General features: G+C 57.5%; 19 protein-coding genes. 14 read left to right on the plus strand and 5 right to left on the minus strand.

What is annotated here, in order from left to right; genetic code table 11:
* The first annotated feature begins 158 nt into the window (after positions 1–158).
* The 10 genes from AC5S26_RS21040 (at position 159) to AC5S26_RS21085 (ending at position 17,487) form a co-directional block, all read left to right on the plus strand.
* On the plus strand, positions 159–2,681 hold the full coding sequence (locus AC5S26_RS21040) for a glycoside hydrolase family 2 protein (RefSeq protein ID WP_494186904.1): 2,523 nt from the start codon (positions 159–161) through the stop codon (positions 2,679–2,681).
* Between the two features lie 194 nt (positions 2,682–2,875).
* Positions 2,876–6,289, plus strand: a complete 3,414-nt coding sequence (locus AC5S26_RS21045; RefSeq protein ID WP_494186905.1) for a TonB-dependent receptor — start codon at positions 2,876–2,878, stop codon at positions 6,287–6,289.
* Between the two features lie 160 nt (positions 6,290–6,449).
* Positions 6,450–7,979, plus strand: a complete 1,530-nt coding sequence (locus tag AC5S26_RS21050; RefSeq protein WP_494186906.1) for a M16 family metallopeptidase — start codon at positions 6,450–6,452, stop codon at positions 7,977–7,979.
* Between the two features lie 8 nt (positions 7,980–7,987).
* Positions 7,988–9,490 carry a M16 family metallopeptidase gene (locus AC5S26_RS21055; protein ID WP_494186907.1) on the plus strand — a complete coding sequence of 501 codons (1,503 nt, stop codon included), beginning with the start codon at positions 7,988–7,990 and terminating at the stop codon, positions 9,488–9,490.
* A gap of 410 nt (positions 9,491–9,900) precedes the next feature.
* The gene (locus tag AC5S26_RS21060) at positions 9,901–11,793 is read left to right on the plus strand and encodes a sulfatase-like hydrolase/transferase (protein WP_494186908.1); all 1,893 of its coding nucleotides are present in this window, start codon (positions 9,901–9,903) and stop codon (positions 11,791–11,793) included.
* A 228-nt stretch (positions 11,794–12,021) separates the two neighbouring features.
* Positions 12,022–13,476 (plus strand): dockerin type I domain-containing protein, encoded by a 1,455-nt coding sequence (locus AC5S26_RS21065; protein WP_494186909.1) that lies wholly within the window; start codon positions 12,022–12,024, stop codon positions 13,474–13,476.
* 41 nt (positions 13,477–13,517) lie between these two features.
* Positions 13,518–14,240, plus strand: coding sequence for a cohesin domain-containing protein (locus AC5S26_RS21070; RefSeq protein WP_494186910.1), 723 nt, complete (start codon positions 13,518–13,520; stop codon positions 14,238–14,240).
* 238 nt (positions 14,241–14,478) lie between these two features.
* Entirely contained in the window at positions 14,479–15,891 is a 1,413-nt protein-coding gene (glmU, locus tag AC5S26_RS21075) for a bifunctional UDP-N-acetylglucosamine diphosphorylase/glucosamine-1-phosphate N-acetyltransferase GlmU (RefSeq protein ID WP_494186911.1), read from the plus strand.
* A 147-nt stretch (positions 15,892–16,038) separates the two neighbouring features.
* The gene (locus tag AC5S26_RS21080) at positions 16,039–17,118 is read left to right on the plus strand and encodes an HD domain-containing phosphohydrolase (protein ID WP_494186912.1); all 1,080 of its coding nucleotides are present in this window, start codon (positions 16,039–16,041) and stop codon (positions 17,116–17,118) included.
* A gap of 87 nt (positions 17,119–17,205) precedes the next feature.
* The gene (locus AC5S26_RS21085; RefSeq protein ID WP_494186913.1) at positions 17,206–17,487 is read left to right on the plus strand and encodes a 4a-hydroxytetrahydrobiopterin dehydratase; all 282 of its coding nucleotides are present in this window, start codon (positions 17,206–17,208) and stop codon (positions 17,485–17,487) included.
* Positions 17,488–17,500: 13 nt separating this feature from the next.
* Here AC5S26_RS21085 and recO read toward each other — a convergent pair whose 3' ends face one another.
* On the minus strand, positions 17,501–18,238 hold the full coding sequence (gene recO, locus AC5S26_RS21090) for a DNA repair protein RecO (RefSeq protein ID WP_494186914.1): 738 nt from the start codon (positions 18,236–18,238) through the stop codon (positions 17,501–17,503).
* Positions 18,239–18,318: 80 nt separating this feature from the next.
* Positions 18,319–18,780 (minus strand): 4Fe-4S dicluster domain-containing protein, encoded by a 462-nt coding sequence (locus AC5S26_RS21095; RefSeq protein ID WP_494186915.1) that lies wholly within the window; start codon positions 18,778–18,780, stop codon positions 18,319–18,321.
* Here AC5S26_RS21095 and AC5S26_RS21100 point away from each other — a divergent pair.
* Entirely contained in the window at positions 18,779–19,210 is a 432-nt protein-coding gene (locus tag AC5S26_RS21100) for a secondary thiamine-phosphate synthase enzyme YjbQ (protein ID WP_494186916.1), read from the plus strand. The genes AC5S26_RS21095 and AC5S26_RS21100 overlap by 2 nt on opposite strands.
* On the opposite strand, the gene AC5S26_RS21105 is transcribed toward AC5S26_RS21100, so the two are convergent.
* The 3 genes from AC5S26_RS21105 to AC5S26_RS21115 are packed head-to-tail and all read right to left on the minus strand — an operon-like array spanning position 19,176 to position 21,009.
* Positions 19,176–19,928, minus strand: coding sequence for a flagellar motor protein MotB (locus tag AC5S26_RS21105; protein WP_494186917.1), 753 nt, complete (start codon positions 19,926–19,928; stop codon positions 19,176–19,178). The genes AC5S26_RS21100 and AC5S26_RS21105 overlap by 35 nt on opposite strands.
* The gene (locus AC5S26_RS21110; protein ID WP_494186918.1) at positions 19,925–20,704 is read right to left on the minus strand and encodes a flagellar motor protein; all 780 of its coding nucleotides are present in this window, start codon (positions 20,702–20,704) and stop codon (positions 19,925–19,927) included. Before AC5S26_RS21110 ends, AC5S26_RS21105 begins: the two co-directional genes overlap by 4 nt.
* A 32-nt stretch (positions 20,705–20,736) precedes the next feature.
* The gene (locus AC5S26_RS21115; protein WP_494186919.1) at positions 20,737–21,009 is read right to left on the minus strand and encodes a flagellar FlbD family protein; all 273 of its coding nucleotides are present in this window, start codon (positions 21,007–21,009) and stop codon (positions 20,737–20,739) included.
* Between the two features lie 244 nt (positions 21,010–21,253).
* Here AC5S26_RS21115 and AC5S26_RS21120 point away from each other — a divergent pair, with 244 nt between their 5' ends.
* The 3 genes from AC5S26_RS21120 to fliS all read left to right on the plus strand — a co-directional run bounded on the left by AC5S26_RS21120 (position 21,254) and on the right by fliS (position 24,123).
* Positions 21,254–22,096 carry a flagellin gene (locus AC5S26_RS21120; RefSeq protein ID WP_494186920.1) on the plus strand — a complete coding sequence of 281 codons (843 nt, stop codon included), beginning with the start codon at positions 21,254–21,256 and terminating at the stop codon, positions 22,094–22,096.
* Positions 22,097–22,266: 170 nt separating this feature from the next.
* Positions 22,267–23,634 (plus strand): flagellar filament capping protein FliD, encoded by a 1,368-nt coding sequence (fliD, locus tag AC5S26_RS21125; RefSeq protein WP_494186921.1) that lies wholly within the window; start codon positions 22,267–22,269, stop codon positions 23,632–23,634.
* Between the two features lie 18 nt (positions 23,635–23,652).
* Entirely contained in the window at positions 23,653–24,123 is a 471-nt protein-coding gene (gene fliS / locus AC5S26_RS21130) for a flagellar export chaperone FliS (protein ID WP_494186922.1), read from the plus strand.
* The last annotated feature ends 28 nt before the right edge of the window (positions 24,124–24,151 follow it).

The raw sequence follows: 24,151 nt of genomic DNA on the forward strand, positions 1-24,151 counted from the left end.
TTCGCTTCTCTTGACATCTCGAGCGACGAGTCTTTATATCACTGACAGCGCGACATTTTGTAGATAGTTTGAATTATATGTTTCAAACGATGCTTCCCGTCCAGGCCCTCCCTGCTTGGAAGTGATGTAAACACATGCGCTGGAGTGAACGTTTAACCATGCCGACCCGCCGACAGTTTCTGAAAACCAGCGCGTCTACCGCTGCATCTCTCTCGCTTCTTTCTAACTCCGCGCTTGGAGCCTCCCTCGCTCGCCTGGCAGGTGTCTCCGATGTTCCATCACCAACCTCCGTGCGCCTCTCCTCCGGATGGGAGTTCGTTCGCGAGCCGCTTGGGGGGCTATGGGAGGTCTGGCACAGCAAAGAGATCGCCACCTGGCAATCGATTGCGATGCCACATTGCTTCAATGCCTATGACGGCTGCGACCCTGACACGCCCGCGTACCGAGGCAATGGCTGGTATCGCACCCACGTTGTCCTTGCAAATCCTTACCCGAACGGTCGCACCCTGCTCCACTTTGAAGGAGCCGGTCAAACAACTGCTGTCTATGTAGGAGACACCCTCGTCGGCAGGCATACCGGTGGCTACGATGAGTTTGTTTTCGACATCACCGATGCCATCCGCAAGCTTCCTTCGCCCCCTCCCGCGGATGCCGGAAGCAAGGAAAAACAACCGAGTGGAGTTCCCATTGCTATCCTCTGCGACAACTCGCGCGACCTGGACCGGATGCCCTCGGATCTTAGCGACTTCACGCTCTATGGAGGCCTGTACCGGCACGTCAATCTCGTCTACGTTCCCGCCGTCTCACTCGAGACCGTCCACGTAAAGACCAGCATAAACACACCAGAATCTCCCGCACAGATCGAGATCGCAGCCTCGCTCTACAATCCTTCCAATACCAACGATCCCGTCACTCTGGCAATTGACGTTCGCGACGCAAAAGGCGCCTCTGTCTACCAGAAAAAACAGGCTCTCCCACCATGGACGGAAGCCAAGCCGCTGACCAGCTTTACCCTGCGTACCCCCCAGCTCTGGAGTCCCGCCAGCCCGGCTCTCTACCAGTGCCGCATCACGTTTACCACTTCCAGCGGAGAGTACACGGCGAACGAGACCTTTGGGATTCGCCACACCGAATGGGTCGATCACGGCCCCTTCAAGCTCAACGGAGAACGCCTCCTTCTCCGCGGAACGCATCGTCACGAAGATCACGCTGGTTACGCCGCAGCCATGCCCGACGATCTCATCGAGCAGGAGATGCGCCTCATTAAAGAGATGGGTGCGAACTTCATTCGCCTCGCCCATTACCAGCAGTCGCGGCGCGTCCTCGAGCTCTGCGATCACCTCGGCATCCTCGTCTGGGAAGAGATTCCCTGGTGCCGCGGCGGCATCGGCAACGAAGTCTTCCAGGAGATGGGCCGCCGTACTCTGCGCAACATGGTCGCGCAGCACTACAACCACCCAAGCATCCTGCTCTGGGGACTCGGCAATGAAAACGACTGGCCTACGGAATATCCCGAGGTCGACCAGCAGAAGATCCGCGCCTACCTGACCGAGCTTCGCGACCTCTCCCACCAGCTCGATCCCTCGCGCATGACCACCATTCGCCGATGCGACTTCGCCCGCGACATTCCCGACGTCTACTCGCCCTCCATCTGGGCAGGCTGGTACAGCGGAACCTATCCCGAGTACCAGAAATCCCTCGAGACCCAGCGCGAGCGCGTCAAGCATCTCTTCCACGCCGAATGGGGAGCCGACAGCCATTCCGGCCGTCACTCCGAAAATCCCGACAAGGCCCTCGCCCAGATCGCCACCGGCCGTGGAACCGACGAGCGCGGTCTCGCCTACCTCAACGCAGGCGGCGAAGCCCGCGTCTCCAAGGACGGAGACTGGTCGGAGACCTATGCCTGCAACCTCTTCGACTGGCACCTGAAGGTGCAGGAGACCCTGCCCTGGTTCACTGGCTCCGCCCAGTGGGTCTTCAAAGACTTCACGACACCGCTTCGCGTGGAAAATCCCGTTCCCCGGGTCAATCAGAAGGGACTCATCACCCGCGACATGCAGAAGAAAGAGGCCTACTACGTCTTCCAGTCGTACTGGACTGACCTCCCAATGGTGCATATCTACGGTCATTCCTGGCCGGTCCGCTGGGGAGCCGCAGGAGAACAGAAGATGGTTAAGGTCTACTCCAACTGCGACACCGCCGAGCTCTTCCTCAATGGCGTCTCCGTCGGAATCCGTAAACGCAACAGCCAGAACTTTCCCGCCGCGGGTCTGCGCTGGATGGTCCCATTTGTCGAAGGCACGAACAAACTCCGCGTCGTCGCCCACAAAAATTCCGTAACCGCTAACGATGAGATCGAATTCCTTTACCAGACCAAAACCTGGGGAGCTCCGGCGACCCTGAAGCTCACGGAATCGCGGCGTGACGCAGATAAGGTCACCGTCGAGGCAAAACTGTATGACGCTCAGGGCGTCCTCTGCCTCGATGCCCGCAACCGCGTAAGGTTCACCGCAGCTGGGAACGACGTGCTGATTGACAACCTGGGCACTCCGACAGGCTCCCGTGTCGTCGAGCTCTGCATCGGCCGCGCCGAGATCAGCCTGAGGCGCGCGAAAGCAGGTCAGACCACCGTAGGAGTCAGTTCCAAGGGCATCGCGGATGCCTTCTGCCTGATCGGTTGAGAAGGAAGAAACCCGGCTCCTTCAGTTCCAATTTGGTCCCCTGATTCAAGACTTTTCTCTTTATGGGAGAGAAGACCATTGACAATTGTTCACTCCACGAACTATCTTTCAGCCGGTCCCTCAAAAAAATAGCTCTTACAAATGCATTGGCATAAGACAAACGATTGATTTGGACCATTTTTGGAGGCTCATCCATGTACGAACGCCTGAATTCTCTTGGTCAGAAGCTGCTGTTGGTCGCCTCGGCGGTGATTTTCCTGATCCCGAGCGCATCCGCACAACTGACCACAGCAACCATCCTCGGCGCTGTGTCTGATTCCACGGGAGCGGTTATCCCTGGAGCGCGTGTCACCACGACAAATGTTGAAACCCACTTTACCCGCTCGAGTTCAACCAACGCGGATGGAACGTATCGGCTTGAGTTTCTTCCCATCGGACACTATGAACTCAAGGTCGATGCGCAAGGCTTCAAAGCCTATTCGCAGACCAACATCACGCTGAATCTGAATGATCAGCTCACCAACGACATCACCCTCTCGCTCGGCGACGCTACTGAGACCGTCACCGTAACCGATCAGCCAAGCCTGGTTCAATCCAGCGCGTCCAGCCTTGGACGCGTAATTGACAACACCGAGGTGGATAATCTGCCTCTGGTAAACCGGGACGTTTATCAATTGCTCAGCCTGACAGCTGGCGTTCAGTCCAACACAAACGCCAATGTACTCGGCTATCCGCAGCAGGTTGTGTATATCAATGGCGGCACAGACAACTTCGTCGGCTCCGTGAGCTATTACTTGGATGGCGGACTGAACATGACCAGTCTGCGGAACACAGGAAACATCCTGCCGAACCCCGACGCTCTTCAGGAGTTCAATGTTCAAACCAACAACTACAACGCTCTTTATGGGCGTATGTCCGCTGGATTGGTGAACGTAGTTACCAAATCGGGTACGAATAGAGTGCATGGATCGGTCTTTGAATTTCTTCGCAACGATCGCCTGAACGCCAAACCCTGGAACGCAACGTCGAAGAGTTCTTACCATCGCAATCAGTTTGGAGCCACCTTAGGCGGTCCAATCCTTCACGATAAAACCTTCTTCTTCGGAACCTATGCCGGGCTCCGTCAATCGACACCCTCGTTCCTGAATGGCGCCACTGTTGCCACAGCAGCGGAACGCACGGGTGACTTTAGCGCGGATTTACCCTCGAATCTTCCCGCCAATTATGGATGCGGAGCGACGATCTCAGCAGCGGACAAGGCAGCGGGCAGGTTCATCGCGTGCAACCCGGTAACGAAGAAGCCTTTCGCCAACAACGTCATTAACACCCCGCTGGACCCCACAGTTCAAAACATCCTCAAACAATACATCCCCCTTCCCAACACCACAAACCAATCGACGGGTCAGTTCAACCGCTGGTCTGGGTACTCTCCTTCCGTGATGAACACGGATGAATTCCTCGTCAAAATCGACCACAACCTCACGGAAAATCAGCGGATTACAGCAGCGTATTTCAATACCAGCGGCATCCAGCAGCAGAGCCCGGGAGGCAACATCCTCTGGTCGCAACAGAACTATAACTGGCGGCAGCAGAATGCGAACGTAAGCCATACCTGGACAATCAGCCCCACGAAGATCAATCAAATCTGGGTTAACTACACGCGAATGCTGGCTGGCCGCCTGAATACACCTGGCACCTCTCTGGGTGACTTAGGTTCATCGTTCGCGGCACAGGGCACACCTTCTCTTCCTCAGATCACTGTCAGCGGTTATTTCACTGCGAGCCAGTCGATTGCAGGACCAAAGGCTGGAACGAACTTTTACTCGTTGCGTGACGTGTATAGCTGGAATAAGGGCAAGCACGCTGTATCATTCGGCGCGGAAGCCTCGCTCAATAAGGACATCCAGCAGACTTTGCTCAATAACTACGGCGTCTTCAGCTTCGACGGTTCACGTGCCATCGCCGGAAGCGGAGCGCCGACCAGCGTGCAGAATGGCCTGGTGGACTTTATTCTGGGTCTCCCGCGATCGATGAATCAAGATGCACCTGTAACCGCAATCGACAACATGTGGTTCTATGGCTTCTTTCTCCAGGACGACTTCAAAGTCAAGCCAAACTTTACCTTGAATGCGGGGATTCGCTGGGACGTGCAGCCGACTCCGACAGATCCCCAGAACCGTGTGGCTACGTTCATTCCCGGAGCTAAATCCACTTTCATCCCCAGCGCCCCGACCGGACTGCTCTTCCCTGGGGACGCCTACAACGGAGGAACCTTGCCGCGTGGCATCGTTGCGACCCGTTATCATCATGTCTCCCCACGCGTTGGTTTTGCATGGGATCCCTATGGCGATGGTCACACTGCGATTCGCGGTGCTGCGGGTATCTTCTACGGCAGCGTAGCCGGCAATGAGTGGAACGGCATGTCGAACTTCCTGCCCTTTGCCGTACGCAACAGCTACTCGAACATTACTTCGCTGACAGATATCTACTCGGACAAACGCAGCTTCCCCAGCGGTAATCCTTACCCCTACGTCTACAGCCCAAGTAATGCCCGATTCCTTCCCTCTGCTGCACTCGAAGGCATCGATCCGAATTACCAGTGGCCCTACACCTACCAGTTCAACCTGTCGGTCCAGCAGCAGTTCACACGTGACTTTGCCATGACGGTCAGCTACGTCAGTACGCTAACCCACAATGCGCCGTTTGCTCCCGACATTAACTACCCCATCTGGTCGCCAACTGCAAAATCAGGCGATCAGAACACGCGACGGCCCTTTGGCCCACAAGGCGGCACAGACCCACAAACGTTGACAACGGTAAATCAGATCCAGTCGAAGCAGACAGCTAACTATCACGGTCTCCAGGTGGACTTCGAAAAGCGCATGGGACATGGTGTAAGCGTCAAAGGATTCTACGTCTGGTCAAGGACGATGAGCAGCGCCCAGGTCAATAACAGTGGATCCGTCACAACGGGCGCACAGGACTTCAACCAACTTGGGCAGGAATACGGTCGGAGCGACACGGACATCCGGCATCGTTCGCAGACTTCGATCGTGTGGCAGCCGAATTACTTCGCCAATCATGGATTGCTGACGCGGTCTCTCTTGAATGGCTGGACCGTCTCGGGAATTGTGGTCTTCCAAAGCGGTACCCCATTCACGATTCAGACCGGCACGGATAACAACTTCGACGGGCAGACGAACGACCGTTCAAGCATCGTCCCGGGCCAACCCTTCAGAACCGCCCCCTTTACTCACGACTTGGGTTCGAAGTACTTCAACACCGCAGCATTCTGCGGCTACTCGGCAGGCTCCTGCCTTGGAATAGGACCTGGCGGGTCGGATGGCAACACCAAACGGAATAACTACTCAGGACCTGGCGCTAAGAATCTCAATGCAGCCGTCTTCCGCAACTTCAAGCTCTGGGAGGGCATTCAACTGCAAGGCAGAGTCGAAGCAACAAATGTCTTGAATATTGCCAACCTGAGAATCGGCGGCGATCCTGGCGCAAATGTCTCACTTAACAATGCGACGGCAGGAACAATCACCACGAACAGTTCCTTGTTTCCCATGCGCCAGCTTCAGGTAGGCGCTCGCATCCTCTTCTAACCCATCCCCACCTCTCCCGGGAGCGAAGAAACTCGCTCCCGGGAGTTTTCTTTTTAACCCGGACCCCCGAACCATCTCTGTTTCTCTGCGTCCAACGAAAGACCCGCCCCAAGGGCTTCGGTATAGTAAGACTTTCGGCTGTAGTTTGGAGGTAGTTCGCGTGTCTGTTCGGCGTGTGCTCACAACGTTTACCCTCGGCTTCGCTCTCCTTGGCGTCGCGCGCTCGCAGGATCTCGCCAGCTTCGAGAAGCGCACCACCGTCAAGGTGCTGCCCAATGGCCTTACTCTCATCGTCTGCGAACGTCCCGAAGCGCCCGTCTTCAGCTTCTACACCCTCGTCGATGCGGGCTCCGCCGACGATCCTCAGGGCGCAAGCGGCCTCGCGCACATGTTCGAGCACATGGCCTTCAAGGGCTCCACCGAGATCGGCACCTCCAACTATCCCGCCGAAAAAGCCGCCCTCGCAAAGGTCGAAACTGCCTACGCCGCCTACGATGACGAATACCGCAAGCGCGTAGGCCAGGATGCGGCAAAGCTCGCGCAGCTCAAGAAAGCCTTCGAAGACGCCCAGGACGCGGCGCAGAAGTACGTCATCCCCAATCAGTTCTCCGAAATCGCCGAGCAAAATGGCGCCGTCGGCATCAACGCCTCCACCGCCGAGGACTCCACCCAATACTTCTGGTCCATGCCCTCCAATCGCCTCGAGCTCTGGGCTTATCTTGAGAGCCAGCGCATCGGACATCCCGTCCAGCGCGAGTTCTACAAAGAGCGAGACGTCGTTCAGGAAGAGCGCCGCATGCGCATCGACTCCAGTCCCATCGGCCGCATGGTCGAACAGTTCCTCGCCACCGCTTACGTGGCCCATTCTTACGGGCGCAGCGGCGTCGGCTGGGAGAGCGAGATCTCACAGGTCACCGCCACCGAGGCCGAAGCCTTCCACAAGAAATACTACGTCCCTTCCAATATGGTCATTGCCGTCGTAGGCGACCTCAAGACATCCCAGGTCATGCCTGTCCTCGAGCGCTACTTCTCGAAGATTCCTGCCGGTCCCAAGCCAACTCCGATGACCACGATCGAGCCGCCGCAGTTCGCCGAAAAATCCGTAGTCATCCGCGAAGCCACCCAACCCTTCTACCTCGAGGGCTATCACCGTCCCGACTACCGCGATCCTGACGATTCCGTTTACGACGCCATCACCGACATCTTTTCCAACGGTCGCACCGCGCGGCTGTATCGTTCCCTCGTTCGCGATCAGAAGATCGCTGCCGAAGGCGAAGGCTTCTCCGGCTTTCCCGGCTACAAGTTCCCCGGCCTCTTCGCCGTCTATGCCGTTCCCCTTCCCGGTCACACGCCCGAAGAGATGCGAACAGCCATTCACAAGGAGCTCGACCGCCTGAAGACCGAAGACGTCTCCGACGAGGAACTCGAGCGCTTTAAGACCCGCGCCCGAGCCGATCTTCTCCGCGGGCTGGCCGACAATGACGGTCTCGCCCACCAGCTCGCCGAATACCAGATTCGCTACGGAGACTGGCGTCAGCTCTTCCGCGAGCTCGACAAGATCAACGCCGTCACCAAGGCCGACATCCGCCGCGTCTCCAATAAAATCTTCGTCGATAGCAACCGCACCAGTACGCGTATCGAGTTCGTTGCGCCAAAGAAACCCGTAAAGACCCAGGAAGGTGGGGAGTGAAGAGTTCTATGAACCAATATCGCTTGACGCTGGCAGCCACCGCCACCATTCTCGCCACCACGCTTCTGCCGTCCCACTCACACGCTCAGGCGACTGCTACCCCGACAAAGCCCGCCACCTCCACCGCCGCACCCGCGCAGGCATGGAAGAAGATCCCCATCCCGCCGCTTCACGAGTTCAAGCCTCAGCAGCCGAAACGCATCGAGCTCGCCAACGGTCTCGTTATCTTTCTCCAGGAAGACCACGAGCTTCCCTTCATCAATGGCAGCATTCTCATCCGCGGAGGGAGTCGGGACGAGCCCGCCGATAAAGTCAGTCTCGTCTCCCAATATGGCCAGGCCTGGCGCACCAGCGGCACCGCAACCGTGGATGGCGACAAGCTCGACGATCAGCTGGAATCCAAAGCTGCCCGCATCGAAACCTCAGGCGGCAGCGCCAACACCTCGCTTCGCTGGTCCAGCCTCAAGGGAGACTTCGACTCCGTCTTCGCCTCGGCAATCGACCTTCTCCTTCATCCCGCCTTTAAAGCTGACAAGCTCGCTCTCGCCAAGCGTCAGATCGATACCGGCATCTCCCGGCGCAACGACGACGCAAGCGGCATTGCCATTCGCGAGGCCGTCAAGCTGGTCTATGGCCCCGAGAGTCCCTTCGCGCGCCAGCCCGAATACGCTACTGTCGCCGCCGTCACCCTCGACGACTTGAAAGCCTGGCATGACCGCACAGTCACGCCCAACGGCATGATCGTCTCCGTCTCCGGCGACTTCAACTCCGCCGACATGGAACGCAAGCTACGCGCTGCCTTCGAGCCGCTCCCCCGCGGCCAGGTCATGGCCCAGGAAAAGTTCACCTTCACCGATCCCAAACCCGGTGTCCGTTTTGCTGAAAAAGAGGATGTCAACCAATCCAACGTCCTCATCGTCGGCCTCGGGACCGAACGCTCCAACCCCGACTATTACGCCCTCAGCGTCATGAACGAGATCTTCTCCGGGGGCTTCGGCTCGCGCGTCGTCCAGAACGTCCGCACCAAACTCGGCCTCGCTTACTCGGTCGACGGCAGCTTCGGAGCCTCCTATGACCATCCTGGAATCTTCTACGTCATCGCAGGCACCAAGAGCGCATCCACCGTTGCCGCTACAAAGGCCATGCTCGACGAGGTAGAACGCCTCAAGACGGTCCCTCCAACAGCCTCCGAGCTGGCGAAAGCGAAGGACCAGCTCCTGAACTCCTTCATCTTCCACTACGACTCGCCTGAGAAGATCCTCGGAGAACAGGTCAACCTCGCCTTTTACGGCTACCCTTCGGACTTCCTCGAGAAGTACAAGACCGGCATCGAAAAGGTCACCTCCGCTGACATCTCCCGCGTCGCCAACAAATATGTCGATCAGTCCAAGCTCGGCATCGTTGTCGTAGGCAACCCATCCGAGATCAAGCCACCCCTCAACGCACTCGGTGAATCGGTTACCCCAATCGATATCACGATCCCTCCGCCTCCGGACAAAGGAACGGAATAACAGCCCTCTCTTCTTCGGACGTTGTAGCCAAAGCCGTCTTTTTTTGAAAGTTTGAATTGACGGCACCCTACGCAGGGCATACGATTGCGCCGAATATCCCCGCGATGAGACCCGTGTCTTTAGCGGCAGGCCCTCAGGCTCAGGGTCCAGTTCTTTCTTCGGCCACAAGACCTCCTACACCCGACGTAATAGGCCCCGTTTTGGGTGATCGTCGCATTGCGATGCGCCGACACTGACCAGAATCAGTCTTGACGCCTTCGTGCCCTTTTGAGCTTTCCCGTCGGCGCCTGAATCACACCGAAACCCTCTCAGGTATTCGTGCGGCCCAAACTCAGGTGTTGTACACACGGATCTTCTCCTAGATGCCGAGTGGTTTCGTGTGCCAATCAAATTTTCCTGGAGAACAGACGATGAAACGCAGAGACTTCTTGAAATCTACTGCCGCCGTTGCTGGTGCCAGCATGGCCAGCCGACTCGGCTTTGCCAAAAATGTGGCCGAGCCGGGCCCTCAACCCAATATCCTCTTCATCCTCGTCGACGAGCTGCGCTGGCCCTCGGTCTTCCCCAAGGGAATCAATAATGCCGAAGGATACTTCAAGCGATTCATGCCCAACCTCTATAAGGGCATCTGGAAGAAAGGTGTCAAGTTCGGCGGATACTACACAGCTGCCGACGCCTGCACACCAGCCCGCAGCACTATCATCTCTGGTCTCTACACCCATCAGAACTGGATGGTCACCACCATCCTCAACACCCCGAATGTGCCCGTACTCAATCCCGCCTTCCCAACTTACGGAAAACTCTTACAGGTGGCCGGATACAAGACGCCCTACTTCGGCAAGTGGCATGTCTCTGTTCCCACCAACACGGATAACCTCGCCCAGTATGGCTTTCAATGGAACAGCTACCCCGATCCCACCGGCAGTAACCTGCAGGGAACCTACGGCGACGACAGCGCAACTCCGCCTTATCACAACGACGCCTACACTGCGAATCAGGCCGTCAACTATCTCAAGACGGTCAAGCCAAACGATGCTCCCTGGTGTCTCACCGTGGGATTCGTCAATCCTCATGATCGCGAGTTCTTCCCCGCCGGAACCGAATTCCAGACCATGACCAACGTCTTCGCCAACCCACGCCTCAACCCGCAGGGTCTGAAACAAAACGTCGATTACTCCGTCAGCGGGCCTCAAGTCCCCTGGGACCAGGACAAGCTGAAGTCTCCGCCCTCTTTTGGATTCCCCTTCCTCCCGCCCAACTGGGAGACACCGGCAATCTGGAAGGCCCAGAAGAAACCCACCACACAAACCTTCATTCGTGACTTCCAGCAGTTGGTCTGGGGAGGCACGACAGACAATACTCTTCAGCTCGGCTTCCGTGTCGTGCCCTACGGCAACAACGACACCGGTTACGGGATCGGCAGAGCTCCTTTCTATTACTGGCAGCGAGGACTCGACAGTTACGCCCAGATCACCAAGGTTCTCGACGACCAGGTCGGCGCTGTTCTCGATCAACTCAGCAAAGCTCCACAGAGCGTCATCGATAACACCATCGTCATCTTCGCCTCAGATCATGGCGAATACAGCGGAGCCCATGGCCTGCTCCAGGGAAAGCTAGGCACCGTGTACGAAGAGTGCATGCACATCCCACTCATCGTCATGGATCCCAGCGGGCGCTTCACCGGCGACACCAACGTCATTCGCAAAGGTCTATGCTCCTCGGTCGATCTTCTGCGAATGTTCGTCACCCTCGGCTACAAGGGCGACACAACCTGGCTGCAGGGCATCAACGGCCAGATCTACGGCAATCGCCACGACATGTATTCCATGCTCAAGTCGCGCTGGGCTTCCGGACGTGACTACGTTCTCTTCTCTACGGATGAGATTGCCCCAGACTTCTTCAACTTCAATAGCGCTCCCACCAACATCATTGGCCTGAAGACCGATGACACCAAGCTGGGCATCTATTCAAACTGGAAACCCGCCAGCACAACCATCGAACCCTCAAGCGTTCAAAAAGAGTTTTACGATCACGCAACAAGGCTCGGTGAATTGGAGCTGAACAACAGGCCGAACGATCCCCGGGCAGAGCAGGGATACGAGCAATTAGTGCAGAACCTCATTCCCAATGAGCTGGCACAACCTCTCCCCGGATCACCGCTCGATCCCAACTCGTTAAGGTCCGAACAGATCAAATCGGAGATCGCGCATCTCGTCTTCCGGGACATCATCAAAAACGTTCCGGAAAGCGTCTGGCAAAACGGCGGCCTGATGACGATGCTGGGTTATGGAGGTCCCTTCTAAATCCGTAAAAACACAGGCAGCACTCTCTCACAGAAGGCCCGGGATCATCCCGGGTCTTCTCTTTTAAGTCACCCGTCAGGCATTTAAAAGGCCCACAAATTGCTGTAAATCTTGGCCCAGCAAAGTTTAGTTAATTTTTTCTCTTGAAAATATACTTTCATATACCTTAGATTGGCTGTCGCGCAATATCCGGCACCTTCACACATCCCCAAAACAAGGAAATAAGAAATGCGCGAATTCCAAGCCAGTAAACTTTGCATTGCGTTTATGGCTCTTTCTGGAACGGCCTTCCTGAGTGCACAGACTCAGACCCCCGTTCATGTAAGAGCCGACGGGATTACTCAACCTGAAACCTATGTCGGAAAGCTCCTCCAGGCATCCCCGGAGACTCCCGACTGCAGCCACCTCAACTTCGGCCCTCACCTGACCCAGTCTCCCGACAGCACTCTCGGAAGCTACGTCTTTGTCTTCAACATGCACGTCGTTCCAGATAACGATCGCTGCTCTGCAACCGACCGCCAGCGCCTCGAGATCAAAACCGAAGGTCACGGCAGCAATCCCACTCCCTATCAGGATTACATCGTCGGCCATCTCGGAGAGACCGTAACTCACCGGTGGAGATTTCAGCTTCCACAGGGCTTTCAGCCGTCCAACAGCTTCACTCACATCCATCAGATCAAGGCATACGACGGTGATAGCGGAGCCCCGCTCATCACACTCACACCGCGTTTCGGCAACCCAAACTCGATACAGTTGCTGCTCATCACCTCGACCATCGCCAATCCTCCGGCACAGACCATCACGCTCACTCAGGCGCCTTTAGCTCCGTTCATTGGCGAGTGGGTGGAAGCCTACGAAAAGATCACCTACGGCCACACTCTCGAAGAGGGTGCAACCACTCCCGGTCGTTATTCCATCGTTATCAACCGGCTCAGAGACAACACGACCCTCTTCTCCTATTCGAGCGACAACATCGACATGTGGCGCGTCGGAACCACCGTCGTCCGTCCGAAGTGGGGTATCTACCGCAGTCTGGCGAACGCGCAGCAGCTTCGCGATGAGCAGGTCCGCTTCAACAGCTTCTGCCTTGCAAAAGGAAGTGACGACTGCCCCAGCGACTCTACTTTGCCGGACTTCTCTCTTACACCAGAGGTCACCAACACCGCAGTAGCTCCGGGAGGAAGCATCTCCTACACCCTGAATCTCGCGCAGCTTAACGGCTTCACACAGAATGTCAGCGTCAGCCTCGCTGGATCGAACGTCGTCCCCGGTTCAACCGCGGTTCCTGGTGCCACAAACCTTACAGGGCTTCCCGCAGCTGCAACCGCGCACTTCAGCTCACCTGTCGTAGCAGGTGGATCCGGCTCAACCGTCCTCACCATCGCTACCACCTCCTCTACCCCACCCGGCAGCTATGCCTTGGTGGTTAACGGTCTCAGCGCCGATGGTTACCGTTCTCACGTCACATCGCTGCCGCTCGTCATCTCCGGAACTCCGGGTGATGTCAACGGCAACGGTACGGTCGATTGCAGTGACATCACCGCTGTCCGCACCGCCTTTGGAAAGAACATCAATCAGGCCGGCTATAACCCAGGCGCCGACTTCAATGGCGACGGTCTCGTCAATGTCCTCGACCTGCAATTTGTCGCTCAGCACCTTCCCGCTGGTACGACTTGCCAGTAGACAACAGACACTTCCCATTCGTTCTCTAAGAGGAGTTATTCATGAAGCAAACAGGCTATTCCCTGCTCCTGGCAGCTCTCGCTCTGTTTACGGGCGCTGCCGCACACGCGGACGCTGTGCTATCCGTAGTTCCCTTCTCTGGCTCGGTTACAGCGGGCCAGCAGTTTACCGTAGGCGTCTATGTCACCGGACCCACCATCAGCCACAACGGGCAAACCATCCCCTCCGACGTCGACGACCTCTCCTCGTTTCAGTTTGACCTTGCCTTCAACTGCTCCGTCAGCGGAGGCAACTCCACGAGTTGCCAGCCCGGGCAAAGCATCCTCAGCGCCCTGTCCGTAACCGAAGGCGGTTTTCTCACCAACGGTGGAACCAATGCCACCTTCTTTGAACCAGGTACGATCGACAACGCCGCCGGAACCATCTCCAACATCGCGGATGTTGGCCTGTCCGGAGTAACCGGAAGCGGATATCTCGTCGATATCACCTTCCAGGCGCTGCAGGCTGGCACCACCAGCATCGCCATCCTGGCCAACAGCGACCTGCAGTTTTATGACTCCAACTTCAACCCCATCGTCATCTCCGATTCGGTCACGACCTCTCCCGACAAGCAGACCTTTCCTACCAATCAGTACCTGTCAACGTCGGTAACGGTAGCTCCTGTTCCGGAGCCGACTTCCTTTCAGCTTCTCTTTCTGGGAGGTTTCATCACCCTCATTGCCTTCTCCGTCGGACGCCGTATGCCTTCCCCGCTGCACCGTTAGCTCGTAACTTGGACAAAGAATGTTTTGGGACTGGGACGACCCCGCCCGGAATATTCACAACCTCCCCCTTGACACCCTCTGCTATCCTTAAGTTAAGGAAATAAAAGGAAGCCCGGCCTTTTTCGCCGGGCTTCTACATTTTTACCCCTCTTCTCGAAGTCCGAAGCTAAAGTATGTACTTTGAATACTTTGCACACTTTTACCCGGGAGGGGGACCTGCATGAGAAACTAGCCTCACATGGACACATCAGGATTCGCCATCGCCATCATGGCCGCCGGTAAAGGCACGCGGCTCAAGAGTAAGCGCCCCAAAGTTCTTCACGAAATCGGCGGCCGAGCCCTCTTGCTCCACGTCATCGCCGCGGCGAAGCAGATCGTACCCGCAGAGCACATCTACTGCATCATCGGCCACGAGGCCGATCGCGTCCGCGCCACCGTCGAGTCCACCGGCGTCCAGTTCGTCCTGCAACCCGAGCAGCGCGGCACCGGCCACGCCCTGCAGATGCTCAAGGCCTTCTTCGCTCTCTCTGGCGCTCCCCTCCCAGAGAGCCTCCTGGTCCTCTCCGGCGACGTGCCCCTCATCCGCCCCGAGACCATCGACTCGATCTACGAGATCCACCTTCGGGAACAGGCGGCGATGACCATCCTCACCGCAGTCCCATCCAACCCCACCGGCTACGGCAGGGTTCTGCGCGCGGTGCCGGGCCGGCCGGAGGTCACCGCCATCATCGAGCAGAAATCGCTCACGCCCGACCAACTCGCAACCCCTGAGATCAACTCCGGAATCTACTGTTTCCGCACCACCGCCCTGTTCGAGAAGCTCGACCTGCTCGACACCAGCAATCCTCACGGCGAGTTCTACCTCACCGACGTCGCTTCCATGCTCGTCGACGGCGGCCAGCGCGTAGTCGCAATCCAGGCCGAGAGCGTCGATGAGGTCCTCGGAGCCAATACCATCGCCGAGATGATGCATCTCGATGCCGCCATGCGCCTGGTCACAGCTCGCCGCCTTATGGCCTCCGGAGTCACCATCTTCCGGCCCGACACCACGGTGATCGACTCTGAGGTAAGCGTCGGCCCGGATACCGTCATTGAGCCTTACGTCCAGCTTCTCGGAGCCACCACGGTCGGCTCCGACTGCCGCATACGCTCTTACTCGGTCATCCAGGACACGGCAATCGGCAACAACGTCACCGTTCGCAATGGCTGCATTATGGACTCTGCCACCATCTCCGACTCCGCTATTCTCGGCCCCTACGCTCATCTCCGCCCGGACAGCCGGATCGGCACAGGTGCGCACGTCGGAAACTTCGTCGAAACCAAAAAGGTCTCTCTCGGCGCCGGCTCGAAGGCCAATCACCTCAACTATCTTGGCGACGCCGTCATCGGGGCCGGTGTCAATGTCGGAGCTGGAGTGATTACCTGCAACTACGATGGCGTCCATAAGCACCAGACCATAATTGGCGACAACGTCTTCGTGGGCTCGGACTCTACCCTCGTGGCGCCCGTAACTCTCGAGTCCGGCTCCTATATCGCCGCCGGAAGTTGTATCACCGAGAACGTGCCCTCCGGAGCCCTTGCTCTGGGCCGCTCCCGCCAGGTCACCAAACCGGACTGGGTTAGGAAGAAGAAGCGTGCGACAAACAGCTGAACTTCTCTTCGATTCGTGCGTCGTCAGACGTCTGCCCCTTCCGTGGTAATAACAAATTTTAAGGTCCGTCGTAAAATATCGCGATAAAGCTCGTAGAGATTCAGCCGATACCTGGAAGAGCGCGACAACAAGGGAGCTGCACCACTGATGCCGCAGGAAAAAATACTGGTCGTCGATGACGAGGAACCAATCCGCGGCATCGTCGCCACCTTGCTTGAGCGCGGCGGTTATCTTCCCGTGACGGCTTCCGGAGCCAATGAAGCCATCGATTTGCTCGGCCAGGATCCCAACTACTCCCTTGTCCTCTCCGACATCATGATGCCCGGCACGGATGGCCTCGCGCTCCTCGATCGCATCTCCATCGATCACCCGGAACTCCCCGTCATCATGTTCTCCGCCGTGCGCGATATCCAGGTCGCCACCAATGCATTTCGACGAGGCGCATTCGACTATCTCATCAAGCCGTTCGAGCGGAAACAGCTCGAAAACGTCGTCGCGCGCGCCGCCGAACACCGCAGGCATCTCCGCCAGAACATCGCCTATCGCCAGCATCTGGAAGAGGTTATCTCTACCCGCACAAGCCGTCTTCGCGCCATCATGCAGGACCTGGAGCGAAGCTACGACATCACCATCGGAGCGATGGGAGATGCCCTCGACCTTCGCGATCAGGAGACTGAAGGTCACTCCAAGCGCGTGACCGCCTATACCATCGAGCTCGCGCGGGCCTTCGGTGTCGGCCCGGACGAATTACGTACCATCGCCCGCGGCGCATTCCTTCACGACATCGGCAAAATCGCGACGCCTGACGCCATTTTGCTCAAACCCGGGCGTCTTGACGAGTCCGAGGTGACGATCATGCGCGAACACTGTCAACGCGGATACGAGATGCTGCGCAAGATCCCCTTTCTTTGCGACGCCGCCGAGATCGTCTATGCCCATCAGGAGAGTTTCGATGGAACCGGTTATCCGCGCGGCCTCAAAGGCATGGATATCCCCCTCGGTGCACGCATTTTTGCCATCGCCGATACCCTGGACGCTATGACTTCCGATCGCCCCTATCGCAAAGGAACTACGATCGCTACCGCTCGAGAAGAGATCATTCGCTGCTCCGGAACGCAGTTCGATCCGGCGATCGTGGAGGTTTTCCTCAGGATTCCGGACGACCACTGGACCAAAATTCGCGACAGATCCGAACAGCCCGGCTTCGACGCCCTCACCACTCTCTAACCCCCTGACTTGAAATCAGGCTAGTTGCTCCAGTCTCCGGTACGCTCTAGCATGCGGAGAGCAGATCCCTTGCTCACGGAGGCGGCGATGGCGATTCTCAACCAGTCGGAGATCGATGCGGTTCTGAAGGAAAATCCAAGCTGGAAGCTCGAATCCGGAAAAGTTGTCCGCGACTGGGCTTTCGATAACTTCGAACAGGCAATGGCTTTCGTCAACCGCGTCGCGGCTTTGGCCGAAAGCGTCGGACACCACCCGGATATCGATATTCGTTATAACAAGGTCCGCCTTGGCCTGATCTCTCACGACGCGGGAGGAATCACAGCCCGGGACGCCAAGATGGTCTCTTATCTCAACCGTCAATTCGGCTGAGCCGAATGACTTCTCACGCCCGCTCCAAGGCGCGTGCGCTTTTGATTCTTCGTTCGAGATGCCTTTCCAGCAAGGACACAGCGAACCGCCTCAGATCGGCGGCGCGTCTTTTCGTCCATTCCTCTTTCACGAGCTCCCCCACTGTCGAGCGAAAGATTCTCTGCGCCTCCATGGCGGATTCTGCCGACAACAGCTCGCTGTCGCCACGCCGGTCCTCTTCGCAGGTCACACCATCGGCAGCAATGGAATACCATGCCCTTCGACCGCGTAGATCCAGCCCGCAGGCTGTGCAATAACCCAGCGAAGGCATCCAGCCCATCAGGCGACTTATCCACAGCGCAAAGTAGGTTACCGGCATCCAGACTCGCCCCATCTTCATCTCTGCGATCGTTGCCAATGTCAGCCGGAAAACTGCATCCTCGGGAGCTTGCTCCGGTAACGCCTCCTCCAGCACCTCCGCGACGAACTCCAGAGCCGCAGTCCTCGCATAGTCCACCGGCTCAGCCAGGGGAGACCATAGGATCTCGAATGAATCCAGCCTTACCAGCTCCTGTTTCGGCTTTTCGGCATAGATCGCTCGAACGTGGGTCATTGGCTCCAACGCTCCTCCAAACCGCCGCCGCGACCGCATCGCATGACGTGCAACACCCTTGATGCGACCCTGCTCCCGCGTCAGCAGGCTGACGAGCAGATCAGCCTCTTCGAACGGCCAGGTTCGCAGCACAATTGCTTCACTTTGCCGTTGCGTCATCCCTCACAACCCACCTGACATCTCGCCGAAAAAGCAAAACGCGCAGCCCACAGGCTGCGCGTTCGAAAACTTCGCTCAAGCTAGCGTCCGAAATGACCGGCATTCTTCTGCTGGAAATCTGCCCATTTCTCCGGCAGATCGTCACCGGCGTAGATCGCCGAGACCGGACACACGGGAACGCACGCGCCGCAATCGATGCACTCGACCGGGTCGATGAACAGCTGTTCCGCATCGCCGTGTCCCGATTCGTCCTTCTTCGGGTGGATACAATCGACCGGGCAGGCGTCCACACATGCCGTATCCTTGGTCCCGATGCAGGGTTCTGCAATCACATAAGCCATCTCTCTAATCTCTCCCTTAGCCGCGTCTGAAAATGTCAGTTGTGGGCGTTTGCTCGATTTTAGCAGCAAGTTCCGCTCATTCCATAACGAGAATCGGGCGTGAAAATACGACTCTTTTAGGCCGATATTGGTTGCCCGCTCTTCCGGCTCGAAGGTGTTCTCCTCTTTAAAACAAGATCTCTTTTTGGGAGCCGAATCCATGCCACAGACCAAAGCCCACACCGAATACCTTACCTTCAACACTCGCGAGCGTTACGAGATGGTTCACATCACACCCCAGGTCGAGGAGATCGTGCGCCGCAGCGGTATTGACGACGGACTCTGTTTCGTCTCGCCCATGCACATCACAGCTGCAATCTATGTGAACGACCATGAAGACGGCCTCATCGAAGATATTGGCGCATGGCTTGAAAAGCTTGCTCCGCGTTGGCCCGGCTACAAGCATCACCGCACGGGAGAAGACAATGCCGACGCGCACCTTAAGGCCCTGCTCCTGCACCACGAGACGACGCTTCCTGTTACAGGAGGGCGTCTCGATCTCGGAACCTGGCAACGCATCTTTTACGCCGAGTTCGACGGGCAGCGCTCCAAGCGGGTCATTGTGAAGCTGCTCGGTCTCGCAAAAGAATGATGTCCACTCGCCGGTTCTGCCCGCGTCCCTCTTCGGTTGCGTTGGAGGCCACGGGGTGAAACTCCGCGTAGCCTGCCGCGGAGACATTTGCCGGATGCATGGATCCTCGTTCCAACAGCAGCCGGGCAATCGCACTCGCCCGCGATGAGGAGAGCTCCCAGTTCGAGATAAATCGCTGTGTATGGATCGGCACATTATCCGTGTGCCCTTCCACGCGCAGCGGAGCATCGGGAATCGTAGCAGCCAGCAATGCAAGTACGGGAACCGAATCTGGACGAACCTCCGCCGAGCCCGAAGCAAAGAATCCGATCTCATGGAGTGAGATAACCAGCCCCTCGGGCACCAACCGCATAGTTACGCTGCCGGCAGGAAGCTTTCCGCCGTTCTCCTCGATCAGTCGGCCCAATCGGGCCTTCATCTCTTCTTCGCGTTTCAATTGCTCTGCCTGAGGAAACGGCATTGCCAACGCCGCAGGCCGCGTCACAGCCGAAGCGCTTGGCGTCTTTTCCAGTGGAGGTGTCTTCGCATGCGCGTCGAAGCTACCCAGCGGGGTGAACGCAGTCTGCATCGCCGCGGCTACCTCCATCTGCTTCTTCTTGTCCGTTTGGCTTGAGGCAAACAACACTACGAAGAACGCAAACAACAGAGTTATGAAGTCAGCGTAAGAGACCAGCCAACGCTCATGATTCACATGCTCATGCTTCTTCTTTCGGCTCACGCTGCAGCCTCCGCCGTGTGCTCAATCGCCTTGCCGTCCGCCAGGAAGGTGCGCAGCTTCGTCTCCATCATGCGCGGGTTCATGCCTTCCAGGATCGAGATCACACCTTCAAGCACCATCTCCTTGGCCATCTGCTCCTCACGATGGCGAATCTTCAGTTTTCCTGCTGCGGGAAGAAAGACAAGGTTCGCGAGCGCAACTCCATAAATGGTTGCAACGAAGGCGACCGCAATTCCCCTCCCTACCTCGGTGATGTTGTCCAGATGCTGCATCACCTGAATCAGGCCAAGCACGGCACCGATGATGCCCACGGTCGGGGAGTAGCCGCCCGCCGCCTCAAAAACCTGGGGGATCTTCTCCTCCATCTCCGACTTGTTGTCCAACTCCATCTGCATGATCTTGCGGACCTCGGTCGGCTCCGTTCCATCAATCGCCAGCATCAGCGCCTGGCGAAAGAAAGGATCTTTGATCGACTCAAGGTCCTGGTCGAGCGATACGATCCCACTCTTGCGGGCCTTGTTGGCAAACTGAACCAGTTGCTTGAGTACCTCTTCGCTGTCTGCCCCTCCCGAAACAAAGATCTTCATCATCTGCCTGATCGCGGCGAGAAAGATCTTCAACGGAAACTGAAGCATTACAGCTCCCGTCGTTCCCCCGATCACGATCAGGGCCGCAGTAGGCTGTGTGATCTGGCTAATGCTTCCGCCCTCGATCATCATGCCGGCCAGAATGCCGAGAATCGCGACTACGATGCCACCAATGCTGGCGATGTCCATAAACGTCCTCTTCCAGGAGATCCTTCTGCGGTTCAGCTCGTCGATTTGTCTTTGTCAGAGACAAGATCCTGCACGTCGCGGGCGCTCTTGGCGGATAGTGCCATATCCGCATCCGGCCACGCCGAGCGAAGCACGGAGGCACGATAATCCATCGTCCTGCGCATCACCTCGGCGCGTGGCTCCAGAACCACCAGCTTCTCTCCCGTCACCAGCGTCAGAACCGTATCGGGAGCGGAATCCGCATACTTTATAAGGTCACAATTAATGCTGAGACGACTGCCGTTCAGGCGAGTCAGTTCGATCATGGGACACTTCCTCTCAATTCCCTCATCGGCGAATGGAGACAGATGCAATAGAGCAACCCACTCGTAACGTGTTCGAGCCCGTCCTGGAAAGAAGCAGCTCAAGTCCACGCACCCCGGGCCGATGAGGTGGGGGAACGCAAAGCCTTTCGTAAGGTCAGCTGGATCAGAGCTTCTCTTCGGATCCGGATCACCCGGGACGGGCAGTGCGGTAACTCAATCGAGTGATGAACAGGAGCGTTCCCCCATGTCTTTGGGTGTCTTGAACAACATTTCAGCAATCTACGCGCAGAACAACCTCAACCAGACCCAGGCGAGCCTGCAGAACACCCTCACGCAGCTCTCCTCGGGTTCGCGCATCAACAGCGGCGCCGATGACGCGGCCGGCCTGGCTCTGGCCGACGGCCTCCATGCCAACGTCGCCGCTCTCACCCAGTCCGCCCAGAACGCGAGCGCCGGCGTCGGCATGCTGCAGACCGCGGACGGAGCTCTCGCTCAAGTCACCAACCTGCTGACCCGCGCCATTACGCTGGCTACAGAGGCGGCGAACGGCACCCTGAACACCAGCCAGGTCGGCTCCGCCGATCAGGAGTATCAAAACATCCTGACCGAGATCGACAACATTGGAAAGACAACCAACTACAACGGCAACAATGTCTTTTCCGCGACCGCCGTCAACGTATTCGTCAGCGATGGAACTGCAACGGGCGCAAGCACGTTCGCAGAGACCGTGGGTGCGCTCGCCGTTGCAACTGTCGGAACCGGCTCTGCCGGCACTGGCCAAAGCCTTACGGGAACTGCTCTTACAACTACTCCTGGGACTGTTCTGCAAACGCTGACCGCCGCCGTTCAGGACGTCGCATACCAGCGCGGCACCCTCGGCGCCAACGTCAACCAGCTCAATGCGGCCGCGAACGTGGCAAACACGCAGTCGGTAAACCTGTCCTCGGCGGAGAACAACATCCGCGCCACCAACTACGGCCAGGCGACCAGCGACATGGCCAAGTACAAGATCCTCAGCGAGACCGGCATTGCGGCGCTTTCCCAGGCCAACGCCGTTCAGCAGGACGTTCTCAAGCTGCTCCAGTAAACCCTTGAACAGGTCAGCGGCAGACAGCGGAAGCTGTTTGCCGCCCCTGTTCGTCTTCGCGGATTCGCACAACCCAGAATTTCTTGTTAGGACTGCCTAATTCACGAACAAGAGATTAGGCCTTCCAGTTGCAAGTATCAGCATCGCAGGCTGCGCCTCAGGAGAACGAGATGGGTACAGTTGGAATCAACTTTGGTCCAATCAATAGCGGCCAGGGCTTCGACGTCGCTTCAGCGGTAACCCAGATTCTCGCAGCCGAACAGGCCGTCGAAGGTCCGTGGAAGACCCAGCTTGCCAACCTTCAGGCGCAGGACACCGCACTCAGCAAGTTCGGCTCGGACCTTTCGTCCCTCTCTACGGCACTTCAGTCGCTTACCGATTTCAGCGGCGTCTTCGTCTCGAAGCAGGGTTCGAGCTCGGATACCAGTGTCGTGGCGCTCACCTCGGCCAGCAATCTTGCCGTGGCCGGAAGCCATACCATCGTCGTCAAAAATCTAGCTCAAACCTCGTCGCAGTACTCCGACAAGATCACAAACGCAAGCGATACCTTGACCGGATCTCTCACCATCACCATCGGTAGTGGGCAGTCCCAGAGCCTCAACGTCAACGGCTTGACGCTCTCCCAGCTCGCGGCTTCGATCAACGGAGCCTCCATGGGGGTCTCCGCCTCTGTCGTAACCGATACGACCGGATCGCGTCTCTCGCTGGTCAGCAGAACCAGCGGAGCGGCCGGAGAGATTACGATGAACACCTCCTCTCTGAACGATGATGCCACCGGAAATCCCATCGGGTTTCAAGTAGGCATGCATGGTCTCGATGCCAGCCTCACTGTCGATGGCCTTGACACAACGAGCGCATCGAACACAGTCACCGGCCTCATTCCCGGCGTCACCTTTCAGATTCTCTCCGTCTCCTCTAGTACCAATCCTGTACAGGTGCAGATCACCAACGACAACAGCTCCATCGAGCAGGCAATGGCCAGCTTTGTGAGTGCCTACAACGCAGTTGCCGACGACATCAAGAGCCAAGAGGGCAAGGACTCAAATGGAAACCCGGAGCCTCTCTATGGTGACCCCACTGTCACCCTGATTCAGAATCAGCTCACCCAGGGTCTGCTGTCGGGTGCAGCCAGCGGCGCCATCAAAAGCCTGTCCCAGTTCGGCGTTTCAGTGGATAAGCTCGGCCATCTGAACATCGATGGAGGAACGCTGGACGATGCGCTCAATTCGAACTTCGCCGACATACAGGGATTTTTTCAGAACGCAAACAGCTTCGGGCAGAACTTCACCTCGACTCTAGACGGCCTGAGCAGCACCTCGACCAAAGGCGCAATCACTCTCGCGCTCAAGCAGAACTCCGCCCAGGAAGACGCGCTGAATGAGAGCATCAGCGACCAGGAAGCCCGCATCGCCGATGACAAAAGCCGTCTAACCGCCCAGCTGAACACTGCCAACCAAATTCTGCAATCGCTTCCCGATCAATTGAACTCCATCAACCAGCTCTACAGCGCAATCACCGGTTACAACACCGGCCAGTAACGAAGAGGAGGAGAGCGAATGGAATCGAACTATCAACAGCAGGCACTCATTGGCGCAACCGGCATGGAACTGATACTTGCCCTCTATGATGGGGCCATTCGCTTCCTCTACCGGGCAGCGCAGTGTATCGAAGAGCAGGACGTGCGAGGCCGTCGCATCGCCGTCAGCCGAGCGCTCGATATCCTGATGTATCTGCAGGCACGGCTTCGTCCTGACCTGGGCGCCAGCACGGCGCAGGCGCTCTCCGACTTCTACGCTGCCATGTTCACCATGGCGCTCGAGGCCTCGCATTACGAATCGGTCGAACAGTTCCATGAAGTCATCGCATCGATCCGCAATGTTCGCGATGCATGGATCGTCGTAGCCCGCAATCCGGACGCAGGCCGTATGCTGCCCCGCGACCTGCGCACGAAAGAAGAATTATTCTTTGCGCCGCCTCCAACCTCATCATTCAACGAAGAAGCTGCACCCTCCCGTTGGTCCGCATAGCGCCGGCTGCTAAACTGATTCTGTTGAG

This window comes from Edaphobacter sp. FHG110511_03, assembly GCF_059115365.1.